This window comes from Natrialba aegyptia DSM 13077 (assembly GCF_000337535.1).
Taxonomy (GTDB): Archaea; Halobacteriota; Halobacteria; order Halobacteriales; family Natrialbaceae; genus Natrialba; species Natrialba aegyptia.
This window is the reverse complement of the sequence record NZ_AOIP01000017.1, coordinates 34,805-55,964: the sequence shown is the minus strand read 5'-3', so window position 1 is coordinate 55,964 and position 21,160 is coordinate 34,805. Positions and strand designations below refer to the sequence as shown.

Below are 21,160 nucleotides of genomic sequence, written 5' to 3'. Positions count from 1 at the left end.
TGGTTCGTTAGTCGTGCTCACCGAGTCGCTCGGACTCGCGGGCCGATAGCTCGTCGTTCGTCTCCGCGTTTCGATCGCGGCTGTCGTCCTGAAAGTGCGCCTCGATTCGTCGTTCGAACTCCTCCTCGCCGAGTTCGCCGGCCGCGTACCGTCGTTTGAGGTCCTCGACCGGGTCGGGCGTCGACGGTGGCGAGTTCACGTCCGGCGGCGACGATGGTGTTGCCGTTCTGCGGGTGGAGTCGGCGGCGGTGCGTTTGGCGGCGGTGCGTTCGCCGGCGTCGTCCCCGGTTGCCACCGGCCCGGACGAGTTCACGGCCGGTTTCGACGCGGACGCTGCGGTGTCGGCGACCGAGTACGCCGCCGGCGACGAGATGTTTCCGATGAGCGAGAGGTACACCGGCCAGAGGACGAGAACCGCGAGGAGGAGCGTCGGGAGCCCCGCCCCGACCAGGGCCGGCCCCCAGAATAACGCTTCGAGGGTGAGCCCCCAGCGCGGAACTTCGAAGACGCTGAGTGCGAGCAGCCAGAGCCCGGTCATTCCGAGCGGAGCACCGAGGAGCCATCGCCCGAGCGCTCCGTCCGGCGTGTACTGTTCGATCCGTGCGTGCCACCTGCGACGCGAGTTCGTGCTCGACCCGGAGCGGCGAGGACCCATGTGATTACGACAGCGACCCGATATAATAATTCCAACTGTTCGCGCGTCGGTGGCGCTGCGCTCGGGTGCAACCTGGCAGCAGTCGGTCGGTCGTCGGTCAACCGTCGATCCCGTCGCCCGACCGCGCGACGACACCACGATACCGGCGGTCGTCGACCGGTTCGATCGCGAACTCGAGCGCCCCGTAAAAGGGCCGCACGTCCGCATCGAATCGCGCCGTCAACCGCCCTTGGCGCTCGAGTGCACGGCTCACGAGTTCTCGCCCGATGCCCCGGTTTCGGTGGCGGTTGCGGACGGCGACGGCCGAGATGTGGGCCCCGCGTTCGTCCGTGTGTGGGTCGAGAACGATCACGCCGAGGATGCGTTCCCGCTCGCTCGTCTCGGCCGTCTCAGTGAACTCGTCGGTCACGCCGCGCTGGTCGCCCGCGACGAGCACGTCTTCGTTGCCGATGCGGGCTTCGATATCGCCGAGATCGAGCATGGCGGCGTCGATGATCCGGCGGACATCGAGTTCGTCGTCGGGGTCGGCGGTGCGAACGTGGACGCGCATTCGACGGGACTTCGGTTCGCGTCGATCAACAGCGCGTCGCTTTCGAATCGGTTCGATCGCTCGTGCGGGCTCGCGCGCATGATTGTAGTAATCGTTAAGGATGGTGGTGTGGTAAAACACACCAATGTGGATCGCAGGGACGGCCGCCTTCGACCGATCCGTGCTCGCGGCGCGGGCGGCTTGCGGACGAGCGAGGGAGCGACCGGTTCATCCCGCAGTGGGAAGTGAGTGCCAATGAGTCTGATCGCGATACTCGATATCGCACATCCGAATCTTGCGCTGACGCCGACGATCAACGAGTGCCCCGAGGTGTCCATTCAGGTCGTCTCTCACTCGACGACGGACCCTGAAACCGGACTCTTCTTTTTCCTCGTCGAAGGCGCGGACGAGGCGTTCGAGTCGGCTCTCGAGGGCGATCACACGGTCACGGACTGGACGCTTATCGACGACTTTGGTTCGACGCGTGTCTACCGACTGGAACACGCCGAGGGAACGAAACTCATTTCGCCGAAAACCGCCGGGATCGGCGGACTCATGCTCAACGCAGAAAGCAACGATCGCGGCTGGACCGTTCGACTGCACCTGCCGGATCGGGAGGCGCTCGCAACGCTGTGGGAGTTCTGCGAGGCCGAGGACATTTCCGTCGAACTGCATCGCGTCTTCCGCCAGGACGAGTGGGTCGACGGACCGGCGACCGACGTAACCGACGAACAGCAGGCTGCCCTGGTGAACGCCTACGAGGAGGGATACTTCGAGGAACCCCGCGAAACGTCGCTCGAAGAACTCGCGACGCGCCTCGACATCTCGCCGACGGCGGTCGGCGGCCGCATTCGGCGCGGCATGGGCAAACTCGTCGAGGCAACGTTGTACGAGGAACGGTGATCGCACTGGGACAGAGACGAGAGAACCGAACGCACCGTCGCGACGACACAGTGCACTCGGACGGTGCCGCTCAAAAGGCCGCGAGGTGATCGTCGCGGGGCTCGTAGAGCGCTCCGGTCATCCGAACGTCGGCGATCTCCTCGAGGGTTTCACCGACGGTGAATCCCCGTTCGCTCATCGCTGCGACGACGATACCGATCGGCACCCCGGCGGTACCGCTCTCGGTACTATCGTGCTTGTCGACACCGTACCGGGCGTCGAGACCGTCGACGACCGCTGCGACGTCGTCCGCAGCGTCGAGTGCAGCGCCGAACTCGAGATCGGCGCGGGTGACGACGATATCGTGTCCCGTGTGCCCGTGGTGTCGCCGATAGAACGCGACGAGTTCGGTGGCCGACTCGCTGGATCGTTCGATCTCACAGTCGGGACAGGTGGCGACGAACGGTGCGGGCTGCGAGTGGTGGGTGTGATGGGTGTGGTTGGGCATACGTAGTTGCGGAGAGGGATATCGGGCACCTAGGCCTCGTACGCCGTCTGAGCGAGGCGGTGGAGCTTGTGTACCGTGTGTTCGTTCGGGCCGAGCTGGGCCTGTGCGATCGCGCCGGATGTGAGACCGCGCTGCTGTCGTTCGACCAGCTCGAAGTCCTCCTCCTGGAGTTGTCTGCTCGTTCGGATGAACTGCTCTTCTTCGTCGGTCAGCTCGGGGTCCTTGAAGTAGTAGTCCGCGACGAGCTGGAACCGCTCCTCGTCGATCGGGTCGATGATGTACGTTCCGTAGCCGTCGGCGGTGCCGTACATGTTGACCGTGAAGTTGGGCCAGAAGTAGTGGAACTGCGCTTCGTGTTCGTCGTGAATGCGCATCTCGTCGTCGACGTCCTCCCTGTGCTTGTAGTGGAGCACCCAGTGGTAGTCGTTGACCTCGAGTTCGGAGTCGAGGAGTTCGAGGTCCGTGACCCAGTCCTGGTGGTTCGCCTGGCAGTGGTCGCATTCGGAGTAGTTGCCGCCGAAGACCTTCCAGTTGCACTCGACTTCCGAGACGATTCGCTGGGCGAGTTCGTACTCCGCCAGGGGGAGCGATTCGAGTTCGGATTTCAGTTTGCCGGCCTGTTCGGCGAGCGACATCGGGTCGTCGGCGAAGTTGACGAAGACGAACGGGCCGATACGGTCGCTGTGGACCTCCATGAGGGAGTTTTCCTCGGCGTCCAGGTCGGGAACGTCCTCGTCGTCGAGGTCGGGGTTTAGCCGCGCCTCCTCGAAACTCCGCGGGGTGCTCGCGAGGTCGCCGTCGAGGTCGTAAGTCCAGAGGTGGTACGGACACTGGATCCGTCGTGCGTTGTCCGGATCGGTCATCGGGGTCTCCTCGACGATCGCAGATCCGCGGTGGGCGCAGACGTTGTAGAACGCCTGTATGTCGCCGTCGTGGTTCCGGAGGACGATAATCTCCCGGTCGCCGATGGTGCGGGTGAAGTAGTCTCCCGCCTCCGGAATGCAGTTCGCGTGGCCGGCGTACACCCAGTACCGCCCGAACACTTTCTCTTTCTCCATCTCGTGGACGGCGGGGTCGGTGAAGTACCGCGCCGGGAGCGCGTTCGTTTCGTCGGTGATGTCGGCGCTCACTTGCTCTACCTCGTCGAGACCGTTGTTCCACCGCGTCATACTATATGGTATGCCAAGGCGTACCGTTCAATAAGGGTTGATCGCAGGTAGTTCGGACGTATAAGTGGCGGGGGGATTCGGCCTCGATCCCATCGAGAACGGCTGCACCGTGGACCGTTTATTTCCGCTCTCTCGCCGTCTCGAAGGCATGATACGTCCGTTTCCGGGCCGGATACACAGCGCGAAGTCGCCCGCCGTTGCGCCAAAAAGGGATGGCGTGAGACAGACCAACTACCAAGGTGCCAGTCCTCGAACCGACCGAGAGTATGCACTCACCAGACGACCGGTACGACGTCGTGGTCGTCGGCGTCGGCGGCATGGGCAGCGCGACGACCGCTCACCTCGCCGAGCGCGGACTCGACGTGCTGGGACTCGAGCGATACGATATCCCGCACACGATGGGGTCATCACACGGTATCACGCGGATCATCCGCCGGGCCTACTACGAACACCCGTCGTACATTCCGCTCATCGAGCGGGCGTACGACCTCTGGGATGAACTCGCGGCCGAGACCGATCGCGAGATCATCCGCCGGACGGGATCGATCGACGCCGGTCCCGAGGACACCGTCGTCTTCGAGGGCTCGCTGCGCTCCTGCGAGCAACACGATATTCCACACGAGGTCCTGACGAGCGAGGAGGTTACCGAGCGCTTTCCCGGCTATCGGCTTCCGGAGGGGTACAAGGCATTGTACCAGCCCGACGGCGGGTTCGTCGTCCCCGAACAGTCGATCATCGGGCACGTCGAGACCGCACAAGCCGCCGGGGCGGACGTCCGCGCCCGCGAACGAGTTCACGACTGGGAGCCGACGCCGGCAGGCGGCGTGCGCGTCGAGACCGACCGCGGCACCTACGACGCGTCGGCGCTGGTCCTCGCTGCCGGCGCGTGGAACTACAAGTTCGCAGACGAACTCGACGGACTCGCCGTTCCCGAACGCCAGGTCCTCGGCTGGTTCCAGCCCGAGCGGCCATCGACGTTCGAACCCGATAATTTCCCGGTCTGGAACCTGCAGATCCCCGAAGGCCGCTTCTACGGGCTGCCGATCTACGACGTTCCGGGATTCAAGATCGGCAAGTACCACCACCGCGACGAACGGGTCGATCCGGACGCCTACGAGACGGACCCTGACCGGGACGACGAGCGCTTGCTCCGGGAGGTCGTGGCGAACTACTTCCCCGAGGCCGGCGGTCCGACGATGCGACTCGCCACCTGTATGTTTACGAACTCGCCGGACGAACACTTCATTCTCGATACCCTTCCCGACCATCCGCAGGTGGCCGTCGGTGCGGGCTTTTCGGGCCACGGATTCAAGTTCGCCAGCGTGATCGGCGAGATTCTCGCCGACCTCGCCGTCGACGGCGAGACCGACCATCCGATCGATATGTTCCGACTCGACCGGTTCGACGACGGGCCGGGATAGTTCCGAGAACGGCGCTCACCGACCCGCTACTTGCTCCCCTGATCGTCCAGAATGCGCTCTTCGGGCGTCGGCCGCCCCGGGTGGATGCCGTACCTCGCGAACCAGTAGAGCACCGTCACCGCGACCGCACACAGGATAGCGGCCCCGGCGATTCCCTCGAGCGCGGTCGTTGCAAGGGGTCCGGAGAACGCCTCGCCGACCGCTTCGGCCTGCTCGTTCGAGGGTGCCGTCGCGAGCCCGTACGGGAGAAAGGCGGCGAACGCGAGTACCCACCACCGTCTCGCGGCGAGTCGAAGGGAGTCGACGGACCTGCCGCGAACGGATCTGGCCACGCCGAAGAGACCGGCGGCGATCAGGAGCACTGCGGGCACCGTTCGGACGGAGGCGGGAAAGCCGGTATTAATCGTCACGCCGATCGCGACGATTCCAGCCGAAACCGCCGGGAGTAGCGTCGACGATGCGGGGAGGGTGGGGCGCATACTGCCCGCCGATTACAGCGGATCGTACAAAGGTTTCGCGAACTTCGAACCGTCGCTTACCGTGAAGAAACAGTTCGCTGACGCCCGTCGGCGCACAACAAAGAACGTATTACCCGTGCGGACAAGGCGAACGTGAAACCGGGTGCGGCAGGGTTCCGAACGAAACCGCTACCGGGCGATCGAACGCCGGGTGCCGCACACCGACCACGGATAGATGAAGCTGCTACGACACCTCTGGAAACGCCGCGTTACGGGTCGCCCCGACCAATACCAGGCGTACGTCGCTTTCCCGTCGCGGGCGGATCGGCCGGTCGGCGATATCCACGACCGAATCGACGAACTGGAGCACGCCTTCGAGGGCCGACTCGACATCTACGCTCGGTCGCAGGGCATCGCGGTCGCCACGGACCGCGTCTCCGCCGAGACGTTCGACGTGGACGCGTTCGAGGCGATCCTCGAGCGAATCGAGGACGCCTATGCCGGGACACACCGGCTCGCACAGCTCGAGAAGTGGCGATCGATCGACGGCCGTCTCGTCACGTCCTACGTCGTCGTGCCCGTCAAGCCGCTCTTTCCGCGCACCAAGGCCAAAGCCAAGGCCGACCGGACGACGGAGAACGTGGCTCCGCCGACCGACTGAGGCGACTGCGGCGACTCAGTCGTCTTCCGCGCCCCGTCCGGGGCCCGGCTCGGTTCCTGGTTCTCGGTCGCTACCGCGTGACTCGCTGCCGCGGGGACGCTCGCTACTGGTATCGCTCTCGGTCGGCGTGACCGAACTCGTCCGTCCCATCCAGCGGTCGATGTTTTCAGCGACGTAGTCCTTACCGCCCCAGCCGAACGCGACGCCGGCACCGATGGCCACGGCGGCCGCCAGTCCCCACGCGAGCGCTCGAGCGAAGACGTACAGGATGCCGACATCGATCCCCATCGTGTCGAGACCGATGACGATCGCCGTAAAGTAGAGGAACATGCGAGCGCCGTTCGCGAACCAGCTCGCGTACGCCGTCTCCGCTGCCGCTCGCGTTCGTTCGATGACGTCGCCGATGAAGTCGGCGACCACGAACCCGAAGACGATGACGAGCAGGCCCGCGATGAATGCCGGCAAGTACGAGACCGCCGTCGCGATCCACTCCGAGAGGGTCGGGATCGCGAGCGCGTTCGCGGCCGCGAGGATGGCAAGCGCGTAGACGAACCACTTTCCAAGCTTGCCGAATGCCCTGGAGACGGCCCGTTCAGTCCCCCCGAGTATTCGCCCGAGCGGCGTCTCGAGGACCATCCGGTCGAGTTCAATGCCGTCGGCGATTCGTCGGACGACCCGTGCGGCGAAACGACCGACGACCCAGCCGATGAGGAGGATGACCAGCGCGCCGATCAGTCGGGGGAGGAACACGACCAGTTCCGCGACCGGATCCTGCAACCACTCCGGTACCTGTACCTGTTGGGCGGGTTGGAGTTGTACCATACGTGTCGCGCTTGCGCTCCGCCACTCTTTGTAATTATCCAACTATTCGAGAGTCTGTAAAAATCCGTTCACTAGCACGACCGATACGACGGGTGAAGCATCTGTTACGGCGAATTATACGACATATGGATCGTCTCGGAGCGATGCCGAACGGGGCGTTTTGTTGACGCGCGACCGACCACGAGCAGCGCCGAAATCGTGGGACGTGGCGCCGATAACAGTTGGTTGGATCGCGATCGGCACCGACGCTGTCGACGATCGGCTTGCGGTCGGCGTCGTGATCCGACGCCGATTCGGTGGACGTTTCAGTTTTCGCTCAGTATCCGGATCCGAATACGATTCGGAACGCGACTCGATGAGGCGTTCCGTTCTCGGTCCTCCTCGAGCGACGGCGACTCGCCGGCTCGCGTCGGCGCGAGTTCGTTTGCTCTCGCGGGCGTCTCTACGATCGGGTACGGGAACTCGTCTGTCGGCTCCGAGTGGTGTGACGGTCGGCTTCCGAATGCAGCGCGAGATCACCGCGATGCCGTAAGCGTCGGTAATACGGTATTACCATCACCGCTCCGAATGAATCTTCACAGAGCGGAACGCGGCACCAGCGCGACCGGTACCAGTGAGACCAGTGCAACCGAAACGGATCCGTCTGGGTGCGTGATACGGACTGCTGTAAGTCATTTCCGGCGCAACCGCAGGACGGGCGCGGTTGCGCCGGTAAATAGTTACAGTAGACCGTATGAGTCGGAGCGACCGGCGGTTCGTGTAGCATCCTTCGATGGACGACGGTGCTGTGGAATCCGCCAGCACGAATAGCCGCGACGCCCGCGCCGTTCGGTTCGTTTCGCCGCTGAAATCGTCGCGCTCACCCGACGGCAGTTATACGCCCCAGATTATCCACCCGGGTAGCTATAGTCGATCGCATGGCACGTTCCATGTCATATGAGTACAGGGAACACGATACCCGACAGCGCGGGAACCGTCGTCGTCGGTGCCGGCTGCGTGGGCTGTAGTGCCGCCTACCATCTCACCGAACTCGGACGCGAGGACGTCGTCGTGCTCGATCAGGGACCGCTGTTCGAGACCGGCGGTTCCACGTCACACGCGCCAGGACTGGTGTTCCAGACCGGCGGCTGCAAGCTGATGACGCGGATGGCGTCGTACACGCGCGAGCTGTACGAGGCGCTCGACGGATTTCGAACGTGCGGCGGCATCGAGGTCGCAGCCACCGAGGACCGCTGGGACTACCTGCAACGAAAGCGAGAACGGGGGCAGTCGTACGGCGTCGAGGGCGGCGAACTCCTTTCGCCCGCCGAGGTCGCCGAACGGATCCCGCAGATCGACGCGGATACCATCCACGGCGGCTACTACGTCCCGACGGACGGCAAAGCGCACGCCGTCGACGCCTCCGCCGCGATGGCCGAGCGCGCCCGGGCTGCCGGTGCCGAGTTCTACGGCCAGACGACGGTAACCGACCTCGAAACGGCCGGCGGCGAGATTCAGACGGTCGTCACCGATCGCGGGCGCATCGCGGCCGACGAGGTGCTCGTCGCGACGAACATCTGGGGGCCGCTGTTCGGCGACATGGTCGACGTGGATATCCCGCTGGTCCCCTGCGCCCACCAGTACCTCGTCTCCGACGAACTCGCTGCACTCGCGGGCGCGGACAGGGAAATCGAACAACCGCTGCTTCGCCACCAGGACCAGTCGCTGTACTTCCGCCAGCACGGCGAGCGCTACGGCATCGGTTCGTACAACCACGAATCCTTGCTCGTCGACCCTGCCGACATCTACGGCCCCGAGAAACTCGCGGATCTCGGCCTCGAGTACCCGTCCTTGCGCGAGTTCACCGCGGAGCACTTCGTCGAGAACACGCATCCTGACCATGACCAGTCGGCCGCCGATGCGGCGGCCGAACTCGTACCGTCCCTACGGGACGCCGAGTTCGAGTCGGCGATCAACGGGATGTTCTGCTTTACGCCCGACGGGATGCCGATCCTGGGGCCCACCGAGGATATCGACGGGCTCTGGTGGGCGCTCGCCATCTGGGTGACACAGTCCGGGGGTGCCGGGAACATCGTGGCCCACTGGATGGAAGACGGCGTCCCGCGGCTCGACGGCGAGCGCGTCGATGCGACGCCCGCACACATCTCTCGCTTCCAGCCCCACGCCGGCTCGCGAGAGTACACCCGAGGCCGCGGCGCACAGCAATATCGGGAGGTCTACCAGCTGATCCATCCGCGCGAACAGCCGGCGGACCAGCGGGAACTCCGCCGGAGTCCGTTCTACGAGCGCCAGGCTGAACTCGGTGCACAGTTCTACGATTCGGGCGGCTGGGAGGTGCCGCAGTGGTACGAGTCCAACGAGGCCCTGCTGGAGGAGTACGATGTTCCGGACAGGCCGGACTGGCTCGACCGCGGCTGGTCGAAGGCCCAGGGCGTCGAGCACCAGGCGGTCCGCGACCGCGTCGCGATGGTCGATATGACCACGTTCACCGGGATCGAGGTGACGGGGGAGGGTGCCTGCGAGTTCCTCCAGGGACTGCTGACCAACGATGTCGATGTCTCTCCGGGCCGGATGCGCTACACCGCGATGTGCAACAGGGACGGCGGCGTCCTCGCGGATCTGACGGTCAGTCGGCTGGCGGACGATCGCTACATGGTGTTTACGGGCGGCGGGAACTCGGCGACGCTGCACTCGCGGTGGATCCGCGAGCACGCACCCGACGACGGTTCCGTCTCGGTGACCGCGCACGACTCGAGTCGGTGTGGGGTCGGCGTCTTCGGGCCCGACGCGCGGAACGTGTTGGCTCCGCTGGTCGAGGCGGATCTCTCGAACGACGCGTTCCCGTTCTATACGGCGCGCGAGACGTACTTCGAGAGTCTGCCAGTGACCATGCTTCGACTCTCCTATGCGGGCGAGTTGGGCTGGGAGATTTACGCGCCGATGGAGTACGGCGCGCGGCTGTGGGAGCGGATCGAAGACGCCGGCGAGGCGTACGACATCGTTCCGATGGGGTGGGCGGCCCTCGATTCGGCGAGCATGGAGAAGGGGTTCCGGCTGTGGGGAACCGACCTGACGCCCGAGTTCAACCCCTACGAGGCGGGCATCGGCTTCGCCGTCGATCTCGAGACGGATTTCGTCGGAAAGGAGGCGCTGCTCGAGTCGCGCGACGCGGGAATCGACCGGAAAATCGCGCCGATTACGCTCGATGAACCGGGCGAACTCGTCGACGCCGGCCATCCGGTGTTCGATCCCGACGGCGGCGACGTGCTCGGGGATGTCGTCCGGGCCGACTACGGCTACACGATCGACGCGGGGATCGCCTACGCCGTCCTGCCGGCTGCCGCGGCCGAGGCGGGCCGCGAGGTCGAGATCGGGTACGAGAACGAGCGCCATCCCGCGACGGTACGAGACGAACCATTATTCGACCCCGACCGAAAGAAACTGTTGCGCTGATACGATGACTCACGATTTCGAATCCGTCACCGTCGACGATATCGAGGCCGCCCGCGACCGACTCGACGACGACTCGGTCGTCAAACACACGCCGGTCGAGCGAAGCACGTCCCTCGACGAGCTAACCGGTGCCGAGGTCTTCCTCAAGATGGAGCACCTGCAGTGGACGGGCTCGTTCAAGACCCGCGGCGCGTACAACAAGATCGCCCAGTTCGTCGCTGACGGTGAGTCGGCGTCGGGAACGGGGGTAGAAACGGCAACGGCAACGGAGACGGAAACAGAAACGGAGACGGAAACGAAAACGAAAACGAAGACGGACCGAGTCGTCGCCGCGAGCGCCGGCAATCACGCGCAAGGCGTCGCCCTCGCCGCGACGAAACTGGGCGTCGACTCGACCATCGTCATGCCGCGAACCGCCCCCCAGGCCAAGGTCGACGCGACGCGGGGCTACGGGGCGACCGTCGAACTCGTCGGCACCGACTTCCAGGACGCGATGGCTCACGCTCGGGACCTCGTCGACGAGACCGACGCCGAGTTCGTCCACGCCTACGACGACCCCGCGATCGTCGCCGGGCAGGGAACGCTCGGACTCGAGATGTACGAGGACGTTCCGTCCGTGGACACGATCGTCGTCCCGATCGGCGGCGGGGGACTCATCTCGGGGATTGCGACCGCCTTCTCGGAACTGTCGCCGGAGACGCGCGTCGTCGGCGTGCAGGCGACGGGTGCTGCCACCGTTCCTGACAGCCTGCAAAAGGGGGCCCCGATCGCGCTCGAGTCGGTCGACACCATCGCCGATGGTATCGCCACCGGCGGCGTGTCGGACCTGACGCTCTCGCTCATCGAGGACCACGTCGACGAGGTCGTAACGGTCACGGACGGCGAAATCGCTCGCGCGATCTTGCTGTTGTTAGAGCGAGCGAAACAGGTCGTCGAAGGCGCTGGCGCGGCCGCGGTCGCTGCGATCATCAGCGATGAACTCGACGTCGAAGGCGAGACGGTCGTGGCGCTGCTCGGCGGCGGCAATCTCGACATGACGATGCTCCAGACGGTCCTCGTCCACGCGCTGAGCGATCGCGAACAACTGCTTCGATTGCGCGTTCGTATCGACGACCGGTCCGGCAAGATGGAGGAAATCTCGGGACTCATCGCCGATCACAACGCCAACATCCAGACCGTCCGCCACGATCGATCCGCACCCGAACTCGACGTCGGCGAGGCCCACCTCGACTTCCAGGTCGAGACCAGCGGCGCAGGGCAAGCACGAGCGATCATCCGCTCGATCCGCGATCACGGCTACGAAGTTACGCACGTCAACGCCTGACGATCCTCTTTTTCGACCAGTTAAAAGCCCCACCGTTGATTAAGATGAACACTGATAGCCCCATTTGCCAATTATTGCCATGACTGTCCGTCACATGATGGGGCGAAGCACGGAGACTGCGTCGCTCGATCGACGGTCGACCGATCGAGAGCACGGAGACAGGCGGACACGGCGTGATACGGTGACAACCCATGAACGACTCAGGCTCACAGCATCCACTATCCAGGTTCCGTGATGAACTCGATTCCGTCGTCTTCGGCGTCGGATTCGTCGTTGCGGCCATCGCAGTGCTCGCGTTCATCCTCAGACCGGACCGGGCGTCGGAGTACATGAACGACGCGAACGAGTTCCTCTGGACGGCGCTTGGCTGGTGGTACTTGATCGCGATGTTCATCCTCGTCGCGTTCGTCGCGTTCCTCATCTTCGGCCCCTGGGGAAACATTACGCTCGGCGACGACGACGAAGAACCGGAGTTCTCGTTTCTCGCGTACTTCGCGATGCTGTACTCGGCGGGGATCGCCGCCGGGATCGTGTTCTGGGGGCCGGCCGAGGCGATCTTCCACTACGATACCGTTTCGCCGTTAATCGGTGCCGAATCGCAATCGTCCGCGGCCGCCGTCGGTGCCGTCCAGTACACCTTCTTCCACTGGGGTATCTCCGCGTGGACGGCCTACGTGGTTATGGCGCTCCCGATCGCGTACTACGCGTACTGCTACGATGCCCCGTTGCGCATCTCGACGGTGATCGCTCCGTGGGTCGGACTCGACAACCTCGACGGTCCGCTCGCAAAAGTCATCGATATCCTCGCGGTGTTCGCGACGATCGGCGGCGTCGCGACCACGCTGGGACTCGTCGGGAATCAGTTCCTCGTCGGCGTCGAGTGGATGACGGGGGCGAGCGTCGGCGACGCCGGAACCGTCCTCGTGATTACCGGCCTCACCGTCGCGTTCACGGTCTCGGTCGCACTCGGGGTCCGAAAGGGGATCCGCCGAATTTCGTACTTCAATATGGCGCTGTTCGCCCTGTTGACCGTCATCACGTTCGTTCTCGGCCCGACGACGTACATCATGTCAGTCGGCACCGAGGCGCTCGGGGCGTACATCAACCAGTTCGTTACGATGAGCTTCTACACCGGCTCCGCGGAGACTGCCGGCGGCGCGATCGCCGGCTGGGTCGGCGACTGGACGATCTTCTACTGGGCGTGGTGGTTCTCCTGGATGCCGTTCGTCGGCCTGTTCATCGCGCGGATTTCGCGCGGCCGGACGGTTCGACAGGTCGCCGTCACCGGCGTCGTCGCCTCGACCGGCGTCACGATCCCATGGTTCGCCACCATGGGTGCCACGGGAATCTTCATGCAACAGACCGGGCGGGCCGACATCCTCTCCGTCATCGGTGAACTCGGCGAGGCCGGCTCGGGCTACCCGCTGTTCGAAGCCCTGCCGCTCGGCGGCCTGTTGACGGTCCTGTTCCTCGTGCTCGTGACGACGTTCCTCGTCACGTCGGCCGATTCGTCGACGTTGGCGCTGGGGATGCTCACCACCGGCGGTGCCGAACGCCCGTCGACGATCAACCGCGTCATCTGGGGCGTCCTCATCGGCGCGCTCGCGTCGCTGCTGATGGTCACCGGCGGCGTCGACGCGCTGCAGGCGGCCGCGATCATCACCGGCGGGCCGTTCTCGATCATCGCCCTCCTCGCCGTTGCGTCGATGGCGTACTCGTTCGGCACCGAACGCGCGTTGTTCCTCCGCGAGGAAGACAGCGTGGAGATGCCCGGCTCCAGCGACGTCGTCAGCAGCGGCGCCCAAGACGACGACTGATCGGCTCCGACCTTCGGACACGCGGTTCCCGCAGCCGACTCACGCCCGACTCCGCAACTCCTTCTCACACGCGACTCGCAATCGCAACCGACTCTGTGACTCTGTGACGCTCCGCACTCGAACTCGAGTTCACTCGCGCGACTCGCACCCGCGCGACTCGCACTCGCCGCCGAGTGCAGCCGATCGACCCACACCGCCGGATCGATCGGGCGCTCGGTCACTCCTTCGGGCTGATCTTCCCCGCAAACGTCTGGAACGCGATTTCGTCGTCGGGAATGTGGAACGTATCGGTCGCGAACTCGTAGTCGTTTTCCGGCGTCTCGGCCGTCCACGTGATGTAGCCGAACTCGTCTTCGACGAGTTGTTCGTCCATCGTTATCGATGCGTCCGGCGCATCGAACTCGTCGAATAATGTCTCGAACAGTCCCTCGATCTCCGCGAGTCCCCGAAACGTCCCCATGTTCGTGACGACGGTCGATTCGTCGGTGTAGTCCTCCATGACGGCGTCGAGATCCTGGCTCTCGAACGCTTCGAGGTGGTGGTTCAGTACGTCTTCGGTCGTAGTCATGAAATGCAGACCCCGCCGCATCCGTTCGACGGGATTGGTACTGATTCAACACGATCCATCATAACGGTTCTGTCGGGTTGCGGGAAAACGCGGCTGAACGGCAACTGGACGGTGAGTTGCCGCTAACACCAATGCCGCGACGGCGCTCTCTCGCAGAACGAGTTCGGTTCGGCGGCCGCGGTAGACGGACTGCTGGCAGTCAGTGTCGGTGCACCCGCGACCCGTCTACGGGTTGTGCGGTTGTACGGTTGCGCCGGGAAATCGGGACGGTAATCCGTATCAGTCGTAAATCGGGTGCGTCTCGCAGAGCCGTTGTACGTCCTCGCGAACGCGGTTTCGAACGTCCTCGTCGTCGGGCTCGTCGAGGATGTCGACGATGTGGTGCGCGACCGTTTCGAGTTCGTCCGCGCCGAATCCGCGCGTCGTCAGCGCGGGCGTCCCGATCCGGATCCCGCTGGTGACGAACGGTGACCGCGTCTCACCCGGCACGGTGTTCTTGTTGACGACGATGTCGACGGCGGCGAGGGCGTCCTCGGCGTCGTCGCCGGTGAGATCGGGGTGTGAGTCCCGCAGATCGACGAGCACGAGGTGCTTGTCCGTGCCGCCGGAGACGAGCGACAGGCCGCGATCACGGAGGACATCCGCGAGAACGGTCGCGTTCGCGACGGTCTGTTCCGCGTACGCCTCGAACGCCGGCGTCGTCGCCTCCGTGAAGCCGATGGCCTTGCCGGCGACGTTGTGCATGAGCGGCCCGCCTTGGCTGCCGGGAAAGACCGCGCTGTCCACGTCGTCGGCGTACGCCGCGTCGCACATGATGATCCCGCCCCGGCCGGCCCGGATCGTTTTGTGCGTGCTGCCGGTGACGAACGTCGCGTGATCGACGGGACTCGAGTGCACGCCGGCCGCGACGAGCCCCGTGATGTGCGCGATATCGGCGAGCTGGTGGGCACCGACCTCGTCAGCGATTTCGCCGACGCGCTCCCAGTCGAACTCGCGGGGGTACGCCGAGGATCCGCTGACGATTAGCTCGGGATCGACGTCGTGGGCCAGCGCGGCGAGTTCGTCGTAGTCGATGTATCCGGTTTCGGGGTCGACCTCGTACTGGGAGACATCGTAGAGTTGGCCGGAGAAATTGACGTGGTGGCCGTGACTGAGGTGCCCGCCGTGGGTGAGGTCGAGCGAGAGGATCGTCTCGCCCGGCTCGAGGGCCGCGAAATAAACGCCCATGTTCGCCTGCGTGCCCGAGTGGGGCTGGACGTTGACGTGATCCGCACCCCACAGGTCGGTCGCCCGTTCGACGGCCAGTCGCTCGACCTCGTCGACGAACTCGCAGCCGCCGTAGTAGCGCGCGCCGGGGTAGCCCTCGGCGTACTTGTTCGTCAGCACCGTCCCCTGGGCCGCAAGGACGGCCTCAGAAACGTGGTTCTCGGATGCGATCATCCCGAGCGTCGACTCCTGGCGCTCGCGTTCGTTCGCGACGGCGTCGGCGACCGTCGGCGCAACGTCTCTGATAGGTCTTGACATATCACTGCCATCGATGCTCCGTTCTAAGTAGCTTGATCGCAGGTGATCGACCCGTTGAAAAGGCCCTCCCGAGCCGTAGTATCCGCGCACCCGTGCGATACACGCCGTCCGCGCCACTCGCTCCACCCGACGCCGCCAGCGTCAACCGCCCTTGATCAGCCGCAACACCGTCACGTGCTCGCTCTCGACCGGCTGATCCTCCGGCACCGGCCGCCCGTCGACCAGCACGCTCACCTCGTGCGGGCTGAGGTCGACCTCGCGAAGCAGATCCGCATACGTCGGCTCGGTCGCGACCGACGGCTGCGCTGAACTCGTGGCGTCGCCGTCGCTGCGCTCCTCGTTCAGCGTTGCGAGTTCGATTTCGTGGGTTCCCTCGCCTTTGATATCGACGGTGACGCGCATATACGGGATTATCGAGGGTAGGTCTTGAGCGCGTCGTTCGTGTTTGTCGCGAGTTCGTATTCGCGCGGTATCGGTGTGCAAATCGGGTTACCGTTTGGTTCGGTCAGTGTTAGTTTGGTAATGACTGTCAGGGGACGGTTCGCGTACCGATTGTGTTGATCTCGGCGAGCGTTACATACAGTGTGTAAGCCTATCACGACTGTCTGTGCAGACGAACCGCACGTACGAGCAGACCAACAGCCACCGCGAACCAGATGATTGCCCAGACGTCATTTGGGATTGGGTCCTTGATAGTGTCGGTCAGTATCGCTACAGCGTACACCGGACTTAGCAGTGCAAAGCCGAGTTTCACACTCCACGGCAGTCGGGCATACAGGCTCCCAGAATTGGATTTATTACCCGACATAAATTGCCGTAGATCGTTTCGATATGTACCACTTCGGACTAACCGACTGTTCTGGTAGGTTCGCAGACCTACCGGCTGATTCACCGGTGTCTGGGGTAAAACCAATTCTTGAGCAGAGCTCTATGACGCCCTCATTGATATTCGCATTCAGCGTAGGCACACGACCGACTCATTCGGCCGCCGGTTCGTCGGAATCGAAGCTATCGCGGGTGTCGCGGTCCGTTCGTGTATCCGCCCGCGGCTCTCGGTCCCGTCGCCGTTCTCGCTCGCGGACCGCTCGCCGGTGGCCGAACAGCGCGAGCGCGAGCGCACCGAGTCCCAGCAGCAGGACGATGAAGTTGAGCGGGCCGCCGATCCAGGGGATTTGTGCGATGAGTGCGCCGCCGACGAGGCCGACGACGAGTGCGATCCACCGGTTTCCGATGCCGGCAAGCGAGAGGAGCCACGCTGCCACGGCGAACCAGCCGTAGATGCCGGCGATCCAGACGAGCAGCGCGAAGACGAACGCGCCGACGATCGAGAGCGGAATCCCGATGACCGTGATCGCGAGCGCGACGAGCAGGATCGGAACGCCGATGAGGACGCCGAGGCCCGCCAGTCCCGACCGGGCGGGCGTCTCCGCGACGCGGCCCGCAACGCGATCGGAGAACAGCGGAAAGAGCGCCAGTAATATGGCTCCGAACAACAGGTTCAGCGCGAGGACGTACGCGGACACGAGGAGGGAGCCGATCGGGTCGAACGAGGGAAGGAAGTCGTTGCCCAACGTGGAGTCGTACTCGATAGTCCCGGCGACGGCGTCGGTGTTGCCCTCGAGATCGCCGCCGTAGCGCAGGTCGCCCTCGATCGCGGCCTCGTCGCCGAGGCGGGTCGTTTCGGCCCCGATTTCGGCGTCGCCCTCGATCGTCCCGTCGATCGTCGCCCCGCCGCTGCCGGCCGTCAGGTCGCCACCGATGGTCGCGCCCTCGGCGAGTTCAAAGCCGCCGGCCCCGGCGTCGACATCCCCGTCGACGGTGCCGGTGATCGTGACGCTCCCAGCCCCCGCTTCGAGATCGCCGCCGACGTCGCCCTCGATTCGAACTTCACCCGCAGCGGCGCTCACATCGCCGGTGACGGTCCCTTCGACGATGACGGTGCCGCCGACGGCGGTGAGGCTATCGACGGTCTCGTCCGCTTCGACGGTGATGGTCCCCCCGGTTCGCGTGTCGGTCTGTGCGGCGACCGGTGCCGAAAGCGCGCTACAGCCGACGAGGATGACGAGCACCAGGACGAGGAGCACTGATCCGCGACGCGAACTCGTCCGGGCCGTCTGTTTTGTCACCATGAGTATATCTTTCCCGACGAGTGTGAAAAATCTGTCATTCGTTCAATGGCTAGATACGTCGGTTTCGTACCGGATCGGTCGCAGTGGCGACGACGGTGTCGTTCGGTCGTTTTATCTTCGGGCCACTCCTTGGTCCGGTATGAGCGACGCCGACGCGGACGCCGAGGTCGCCGAGTCGACTCCCGGCAAGACCGAGGTCTGGATCGAGAAGTACCGCCCGGAGCGACTCGACGAGATCAAGGGCCACGAGAATATCGTTCCGCGTCTCGAGCGGTACGTCGAGCAAGACGACCTGCCCCACCTCATGTTTGCGGGGCCGGCCGGCACCGGGAAGTGTGTTACCGGCGAGACACCGGTATTGACGAACAAGGGGATCACCCCGATATCTGCAGTCGTCGGTGCTATTGACGGCTTCGATACACCGGACGATGACCTCGAGATCCTCACGTACAACGACGACGGCTCGTTTGAGTACGCCGCTCCGTCGCACGTCTTCTCCAAAGAAGCGGCTAATCTCATTTCGATCGAGACGCGGGATGGAAACGAGATCACGGTTACGCCCGAACACAAACTCCTCGTCGCTGACGAGACGGGTCTCTCCTGGAAGCAAGCCGAGTCGATCACTGATGGAGAACGAATTGCTCGGCCGCTAGAAACACCCGTCGCCGACGACTCATCACCGTCGCTTGACTGGCTCTCGTCAATGGATGGCAATCGGACGTTCGTCACTGTCTCGAAGCCATTCGCTCAGCGATACGAGATTCCGGTGGAAGAGAACTACGTCGGACAGAAGAAAACGGTAATCGGCTGTCTCCGCCGCGGCTATTCGATCGACGAAATCGTCGCCGAGTCCGATGTCTCTCGTAAAACCGCTCAAAATTACAAACGCGCGGTTTCGGTCGATCTCGACGAACCGTCCACGACCTGTTCACTGACGTATCTTCGATCGCTCGATGTCGAGGAATCGGAACTTCGATCTCATGTCGAATCCGTCAGCTACGTTACGCGGTACAACAGGCGATCCAGCCCGATCACGCCTCCCTGGAAACTCACTCCGGACCTGGCGCGTTTCGTTGGATTCGCGATCAGCGAAGCACGGATCGACAACGGCCGTATCAAGTTCTACAACACCGATGACGACCTCTGTACGTCGTTCGAACGAATTGCACAGGACCTGTTCGATGTCGAGACGGCCCGCGGTGTACAGAAAGGCGTGCCGTACGTCGAACTTCAGACCAAATCGCTCCATCATCTCCTCGAATCCTCCTTCGATGTCTTCGGTGATTCGTCGGCGTCTGCTATCGGTTCAACCCTCGTTCATGCCCCGGAAGACGTCCGAGCAGCGTTCCTGCGGGCTGTTTTCGATTCGGAGGCCTACGTCGCAGATCAGGGAACGATCGAACTGACACAGAAAGACGAGTCGCTGATCACACTCTGTTCGTATCTGCTCGCTTCGTTTGGAATTCAGACGCGACGCGACTGCGCCGAGAAGACCGCGACGAACGGCTCTAAAACGAAGCGCGAATACCACACCCTATACGTCTCGGGTGTGTCGGCGCTCTCGCGTTTCGAGGACGCCGTCGGATTCACTATCGACTACAAGCGCGATCGTCTCGCCGACGCGACGGCCGGCTCTGGGAACCCGAATTACGATACGATGCCTGCACAGGCGGCCGTCGACGACCTCTGTTGCACGCTCGCACTGAAAAAGGAGCCACTGGTGACCGAGAGCCTGCACCCCGACAATCCCGGTCGTGAATCCCACCTCGAGGACATCGACCGCGTTCTCGAGGCGGCGTCAGATCGTCTCGAGGCCGCACAGCAGGCCAAGCAAGAGATAGAGCAGGTTCGATCCGATATTCAGTCGGTGACCGCCGTTCCAACGGCGTGGATCGGTCAGCGGAACGCACTGGGGCCGCTCGAGATGCGGAAAGAGGTCGAGGAGAAAACAGGAATCCGGACGGACCGGCTACTCGAGTACTCCGACGGACGACGGTCGCCAACCGCAAGTCGCACAGGAGAGTTGCTTGCCGCGGTAGAGTCGCACACTGAAACGCCGGATATCGCCTCCGTACAGCAATCGCTCCGGACCGTGATCGATGCACTCGGCGTTTCGGACAATCGTATCGCCGAGGGGACGGAGTTGCTCGGAAGAGACGTCCGACAACTCGTCGAGAACGATGACCACGATCTTGCGTCCCTCCCACGATTCGAGACCGTCGCTGATCGAGTTCACGACATCGCCGACGAGATGTGTTCGATGGACACCGTCGAACGACTGGTCGCGCTCGATCGGTTCTCCCGCGGCACGCTCTACTTCGACCGCGTGTCGACTGTAGAGCAAGTGGAGGACGAGCAGCGGGTCTACGACCTTACGGTACCCGGAACCCGAAACTACGTCGCGGGGGACATACCAACGGTTATGCACAACACAACGGCAGCGCAAGCCATCGCTCGCGAGGTCTACGACGACGACTGGCGCGAGAACTTCCTCGAGCTCAACGCCTCCGACCAGCGCGGGATCGACGTCGTCCGCGACCGGATCAAGGACTTCGCGCGCGCCTCCTTCGGCGGCTACGACCACCGCATCATCTTCTTAGACGAGGCCGACGCGCTCACCTCCGACGCCCAGTCGGCCCTGCGCCGGACGATGGAGCAGTTCTCGAACAACACCCGCTTTATCCTCTCGTGTAACTACTCGAGCCAGATCATCGACCCGATTCAGTCCCGCTGCGCCGTCTTCCGCTTTACCGAACTCACCGAGGACGCCATCGAGGCGCAGGTCCGCGAAATTGCCGAGACAGAGGGGATCGAGGTCACCGACGACGGCGTCGACGCGCTCGTCTACGCAGCCGACGGCGACATGCGCAAGGCGATCAACGCCCTGCAGGCCGCGGCCGTGATGGGCGAAACGGTCGATGAAGAGACCGTCTTTGCGATCACCGCCACGGCTCGGCCCGAAGAGGTCGAGGAGATGGTCGACCACGCCATCGCCGGCGATTTCACCGCCGCCCGCGCGACGCTCGAGGACCTCTTGACCGACCGCGGGCTCGCGGGCGGCGACGTTATCGACCAGCTTCACCGGTCGGCCTGGACGTTCGACATCCCCGAACGGGCGACGGTGCGACTGCTCGAACGACTCGGCGAGGTCGACTTCCGGATCACCGAGGGCGCGAACGAGCGTCTGCAGCTCGAAGCGATGCTCGCATCCCTGGCACTCGAAGACGAGTAGCGACGAGT

The 21,160-nt window shown here is 64.0% G+C and carries 17 protein-coding genes; 7 read left to right on the top strand and 10 right to left on the bottom strand.

Features of this window, described 5'->3' with window-relative positions; all coding sequences use genetic code 11:
- Positions 1 to 7: 7 nt before the first annotated feature.
- Together C480_RS08605 and C480_RS08600 are read right to left on the bottom strand one after the other, a co-directional pair.
- A complete protein-coding gene (locus C480_RS08605; protein WP_006665220.1) occupies positions 8 to 655 on the bottom strand; it encodes an SHOCT domain-containing protein in 648 nt (215 codons plus the stop codon).
- Positions 656 to 752: 97 nt separating this feature from the next.
- Positions 753 to 1,205 (bottom strand): GNAT family N-acetyltransferase, encoded by a 453-nt coding sequence (locus C480_RS08600; RefSeq protein ID WP_006665219.1) that lies wholly within the window; start codon positions 1,203 to 1,205, stop codon positions 753 to 755.
- 234 nt (positions 1,206 to 1,439) lie between these two features.
- Here C480_RS08600 and C480_RS08595 point away from each other — a divergent pair, with 234 nt between their 5' ends.
- Complete coding sequence (locus tag C480_RS08595; RefSeq protein ID WP_006665218.1) at positions 1,440 to 2,087, top strand: helix-turn-helix domain-containing protein; 648 nt, start codon at positions 1,440 to 1,442, stop codon at positions 2,085 to 2,087.
- A gap of 70 nt (positions 2,088 to 2,157) precedes the next feature.
- On the opposite strand, the gene C480_RS08590 is transcribed toward C480_RS08595, so the two are convergent.
- Positions 2,158 to 2,574, bottom strand: coding sequence for a hypothetical protein (locus C480_RS08590; protein ID WP_006665217.1), 417 nt, complete (start codon positions 2,572 to 2,574; stop codon positions 2,158 to 2,160).
- Positions 2,575 to 2,603: 29 nt separating this feature from the next.
- Entirely contained in the window at positions 2,604 to 3,743 is a 1,140-nt protein-coding gene (locus C480_RS08585; RefSeq protein WP_006665216.1) for an aromatic ring-hydroxylating oxygenase subunit alpha, read from the bottom strand.
- A gap of 266 nt (positions 3,744 to 4,009) precedes the next feature.
- Between C480_RS08585 and solA the strand changes: the two genes are divergently transcribed.
- The gene (gene solA / locus C480_RS08580) at positions 4,010 to 5,164 is read left to right on the top strand and encodes an N-methyl-L-tryptophan oxidase (protein WP_006665215.1); all 1,155 of its coding nucleotides are present in this window, start codon (positions 4,010 to 4,012) and stop codon (positions 5,162 to 5,164) included.
- Positions 5,165 to 5,190: 26 nt separating this feature from the next.
- On the opposite strand, the gene C480_RS08575 is transcribed toward solA, so the two are convergent.
- The gene (locus C480_RS08575; protein WP_006665214.1) at positions 5,191 to 5,643 is read right to left on the bottom strand and encodes a hypothetical protein; all 453 of its coding nucleotides are present in this window, start codon (positions 5,641 to 5,643) and stop codon (positions 5,191 to 5,193) included.
- A gap of 214 nt (positions 5,644 to 5,857) precedes the next feature.
- Here C480_RS08575 and C480_RS08570 point away from each other — a divergent pair, with 214 nt between their 5' ends.
- Positions 5,858 to 6,283, top strand: coding sequence for a hypothetical protein (locus C480_RS08570; RefSeq protein WP_006665213.1), 426 nt, complete (start codon positions 5,858 to 5,860; stop codon positions 6,281 to 6,283).
- Positions 6,284 to 6,298: 15 nt separating this feature from the next.
- Here C480_RS08570 and C480_RS08565 read toward each other — a convergent pair whose 3' ends face one another.
- Positions 6,299 to 7,105, bottom strand: coding sequence for a mechanosensitive ion channel family protein (locus C480_RS08565; protein ID WP_006665212.1), 807 nt, complete (start codon positions 7,103 to 7,105; stop codon positions 6,299 to 6,301).
- Positions 7,106 to 8,041: 936 nt separating this feature from the next.
- Here C480_RS08565 and C480_RS08555 point away from each other — a divergent pair.
- The 3 genes from C480_RS08555 (at position 8,042) to C480_RS08545 (ending at position 13,699) form a co-directional block, all read left to right on the top strand.
- A complete protein-coding gene (locus C480_RS08555) occupies positions 8,042 to 10,558 on the top strand; it encodes a GcvT family protein (RefSeq protein WP_006665210.1) in 2,517 nt (838 codons plus the stop codon).
- Positions 10,559 to 10,562: 4 nt separating this feature from the next.
- Complete coding sequence (gene ilvA, locus C480_RS08550) at positions 10,563 to 11,882, top strand: threonine ammonia-lyase (RefSeq protein ID WP_006665209.1); 1,320 nt, start codon at positions 10,563 to 10,565, stop codon at positions 11,880 to 11,882.
- A 191-nt stretch (positions 11,883 to 12,073) separates the two neighbouring features.
- Entirely contained in the window at positions 12,074 to 13,699 is a 1,626-nt protein-coding gene (locus tag C480_RS08545) for a BCCT family transporter (protein ID WP_006665208.1), read from the top strand.
- Positions 13,700 to 13,916: 217 nt separating this feature from the next.
- Here the strand turns inward: C480_RS08545 and C480_RS08540 are convergent, their stop codons facing one another.
- The 4 genes from C480_RS08540 to C480_RS08525 all read right to left on the bottom strand — a co-directional run bounded on the left by C480_RS08540 (position 13,917) and on the right by C480_RS08525 (position 17,920).
- Positions 13,917 to 14,267, bottom strand: a complete 351-nt coding sequence (locus C480_RS08540; RefSeq protein ID WP_006665207.1) for a nuclear transport factor 2 family protein — start codon at positions 14,265 to 14,267, stop codon at positions 13,917 to 13,919.
- A gap of 279 nt (positions 14,268 to 14,546) precedes the next feature.
- The gene (locus C480_RS08535; protein WP_006665206.1) at positions 14,547 to 15,791 is read right to left on the bottom strand and encodes a serine hydroxymethyltransferase; all 1,245 of its coding nucleotides are present in this window, start codon (positions 15,789 to 15,791) and stop codon (positions 14,547 to 14,549) included.
- Between the two features lie 141 nt (positions 15,792 to 15,932).
- Positions 15,933 to 16,193 (bottom strand): ubiquitin-like small modifier protein SAMP2, encoded by a 261-nt coding sequence (samp2, locus tag C480_RS08530; RefSeq protein WP_006665205.1) that lies wholly within the window; start codon positions 16,191 to 16,193, stop codon positions 15,933 to 15,935.
- Positions 16,194 to 16,768: 575 nt separating this feature from the next.
- Entirely contained in the window at positions 16,769 to 17,920 is a 1,152-nt protein-coding gene (locus tag C480_RS08525) for a bactofilin family protein (RefSeq protein ID WP_006665204.1), read from the bottom strand.
- A gap of 139 nt (positions 17,921 to 18,059) precedes the next feature.
- On the opposite strand from C480_RS08525, the gene C480_RS08520 reads away from it, so the two are divergent.
- Positions 18,060 to 21,152, top strand: coding sequence for a replication factor C small subunit (locus tag C480_RS08520; protein WP_006665203.1), 3,093 nt, complete (start codon positions 18,060 to 18,062; stop codon positions 21,150 to 21,152).
- Positions 21,153 to 21,160 lie beyond the last annotated feature (8 nt).

What these genes read in the sequence shown, in the direction of transcription:
- C480_RS08605 (WP_006665220.1), bottom strand. Translation starts at nt 655, where the DNA reads ATGGGTCCTCGCCGCTCCGGGTCGAGCACGAACTCGCGTCGCAGGTGG.
- C480_RS08600 (WP_006665219.1), bottom strand. Translation starts at nt 1,205, where the DNA reads ATGCGCGTCCACGTTCGCACCGCCGACCCCGACGACGAACTCGATGTC.
- C480_RS08595 (WP_006665218.1), top strand. Translation starts at nt 1,440, where the DNA reads ATGAGTCTGATCGCGATACTCGATATCGCACATCCGAATCTTGCGCTG.
- C480_RS08590 (WP_006665217.1), bottom strand. Translation starts at nt 2,574, where the DNA reads ATGCCCAACCACACCCATCACACCCACCACTCGCAGCCCGCACCGTTC.
- C480_RS08585 (WP_006665216.1), bottom strand. Translation starts at nt 3,743, where the DNA reads ATGACGCGGTGGAACAACGGTCTCGACGAGGTAGAGCAAGTGAGCGCC.
- solA (WP_006665215.1), top strand. Translation starts at nt 4,010, where the DNA reads ATGCACTCACCAGACGACCGGTACGACGTCGTGGTCGTCGGCGTCGGC.
- C480_RS08575 (WP_006665214.1), bottom strand. Translation starts at nt 5,643, where the DNA reads ATGCGCCCCACCCTCCCCGCATCGTCGACGCTACTCCCGGCGGTTTCG.
- C480_RS08570 (WP_006665213.1), top strand. Translation starts at nt 5,858, where the DNA reads ATGAAGCTGCTACGACACCTCTGGAAACGCCGCGTTACGGGTCGCCCC.
- C480_RS08565 (WP_006665212.1), bottom strand. Translation starts at nt 7,105, where the DNA reads ATGGTACAACTCCAACCCGCCCAACAGGTACAGGTACCGGAGTGGTTG.
- C480_RS08555 (WP_006665210.1), top strand. Translation starts at nt 8,042, where the DNA reads ATGAGTACAGGGAACACGATACCCGACAGCGCGGGAACCGTCGTCGTC.
- ilvA (WP_006665209.1), top strand. Translation starts at nt 10,563, where the DNA reads ATGACTCACGATTTCGAATCCGTCACCGTCGACGATATCGAGGCCGCC.
- C480_RS08545 (WP_006665208.1), top strand. Translation starts at nt 12,074, where the DNA reads ATGAACGACTCAGGCTCACAGCATCCACTATCCAGGTTCCGTGATGAA.
- C480_RS08540 (WP_006665207.1), bottom strand. Translation starts at nt 14,267, where the DNA reads ATGACTACGACCGAAGACGTACTGAACCACCACCTCGAAGCGTTCGAG.
- C480_RS08535 (WP_006665206.1), bottom strand. Translation starts at nt 15,791, where the DNA reads ATGTCAAGACCTATCAGAGACGTTGCGCCGACGGTCGCCGACGCCGTC.
- samp2 (WP_006665205.1), bottom strand. Translation starts at nt 16,193, where the DNA reads ATGCGCGTCACCGTCGATATCAAAGGCGAGGGAACCCACGAAATCGAA.
- C480_RS08525 (WP_006665204.1), bottom strand. Translation starts at nt 17,920, where the DNA reads ATGGTGACAAAACAGACGGCCCGGACGAGTTCGCGTCGCGGATCAGTG.
- C480_RS08520 (WP_006665203.1), top strand. Translation starts at nt 18,060, where the DNA reads ATGAGCGACGCCGACGCGGACGCCGAGGTCGCCGAGTCGACTCCCGGC.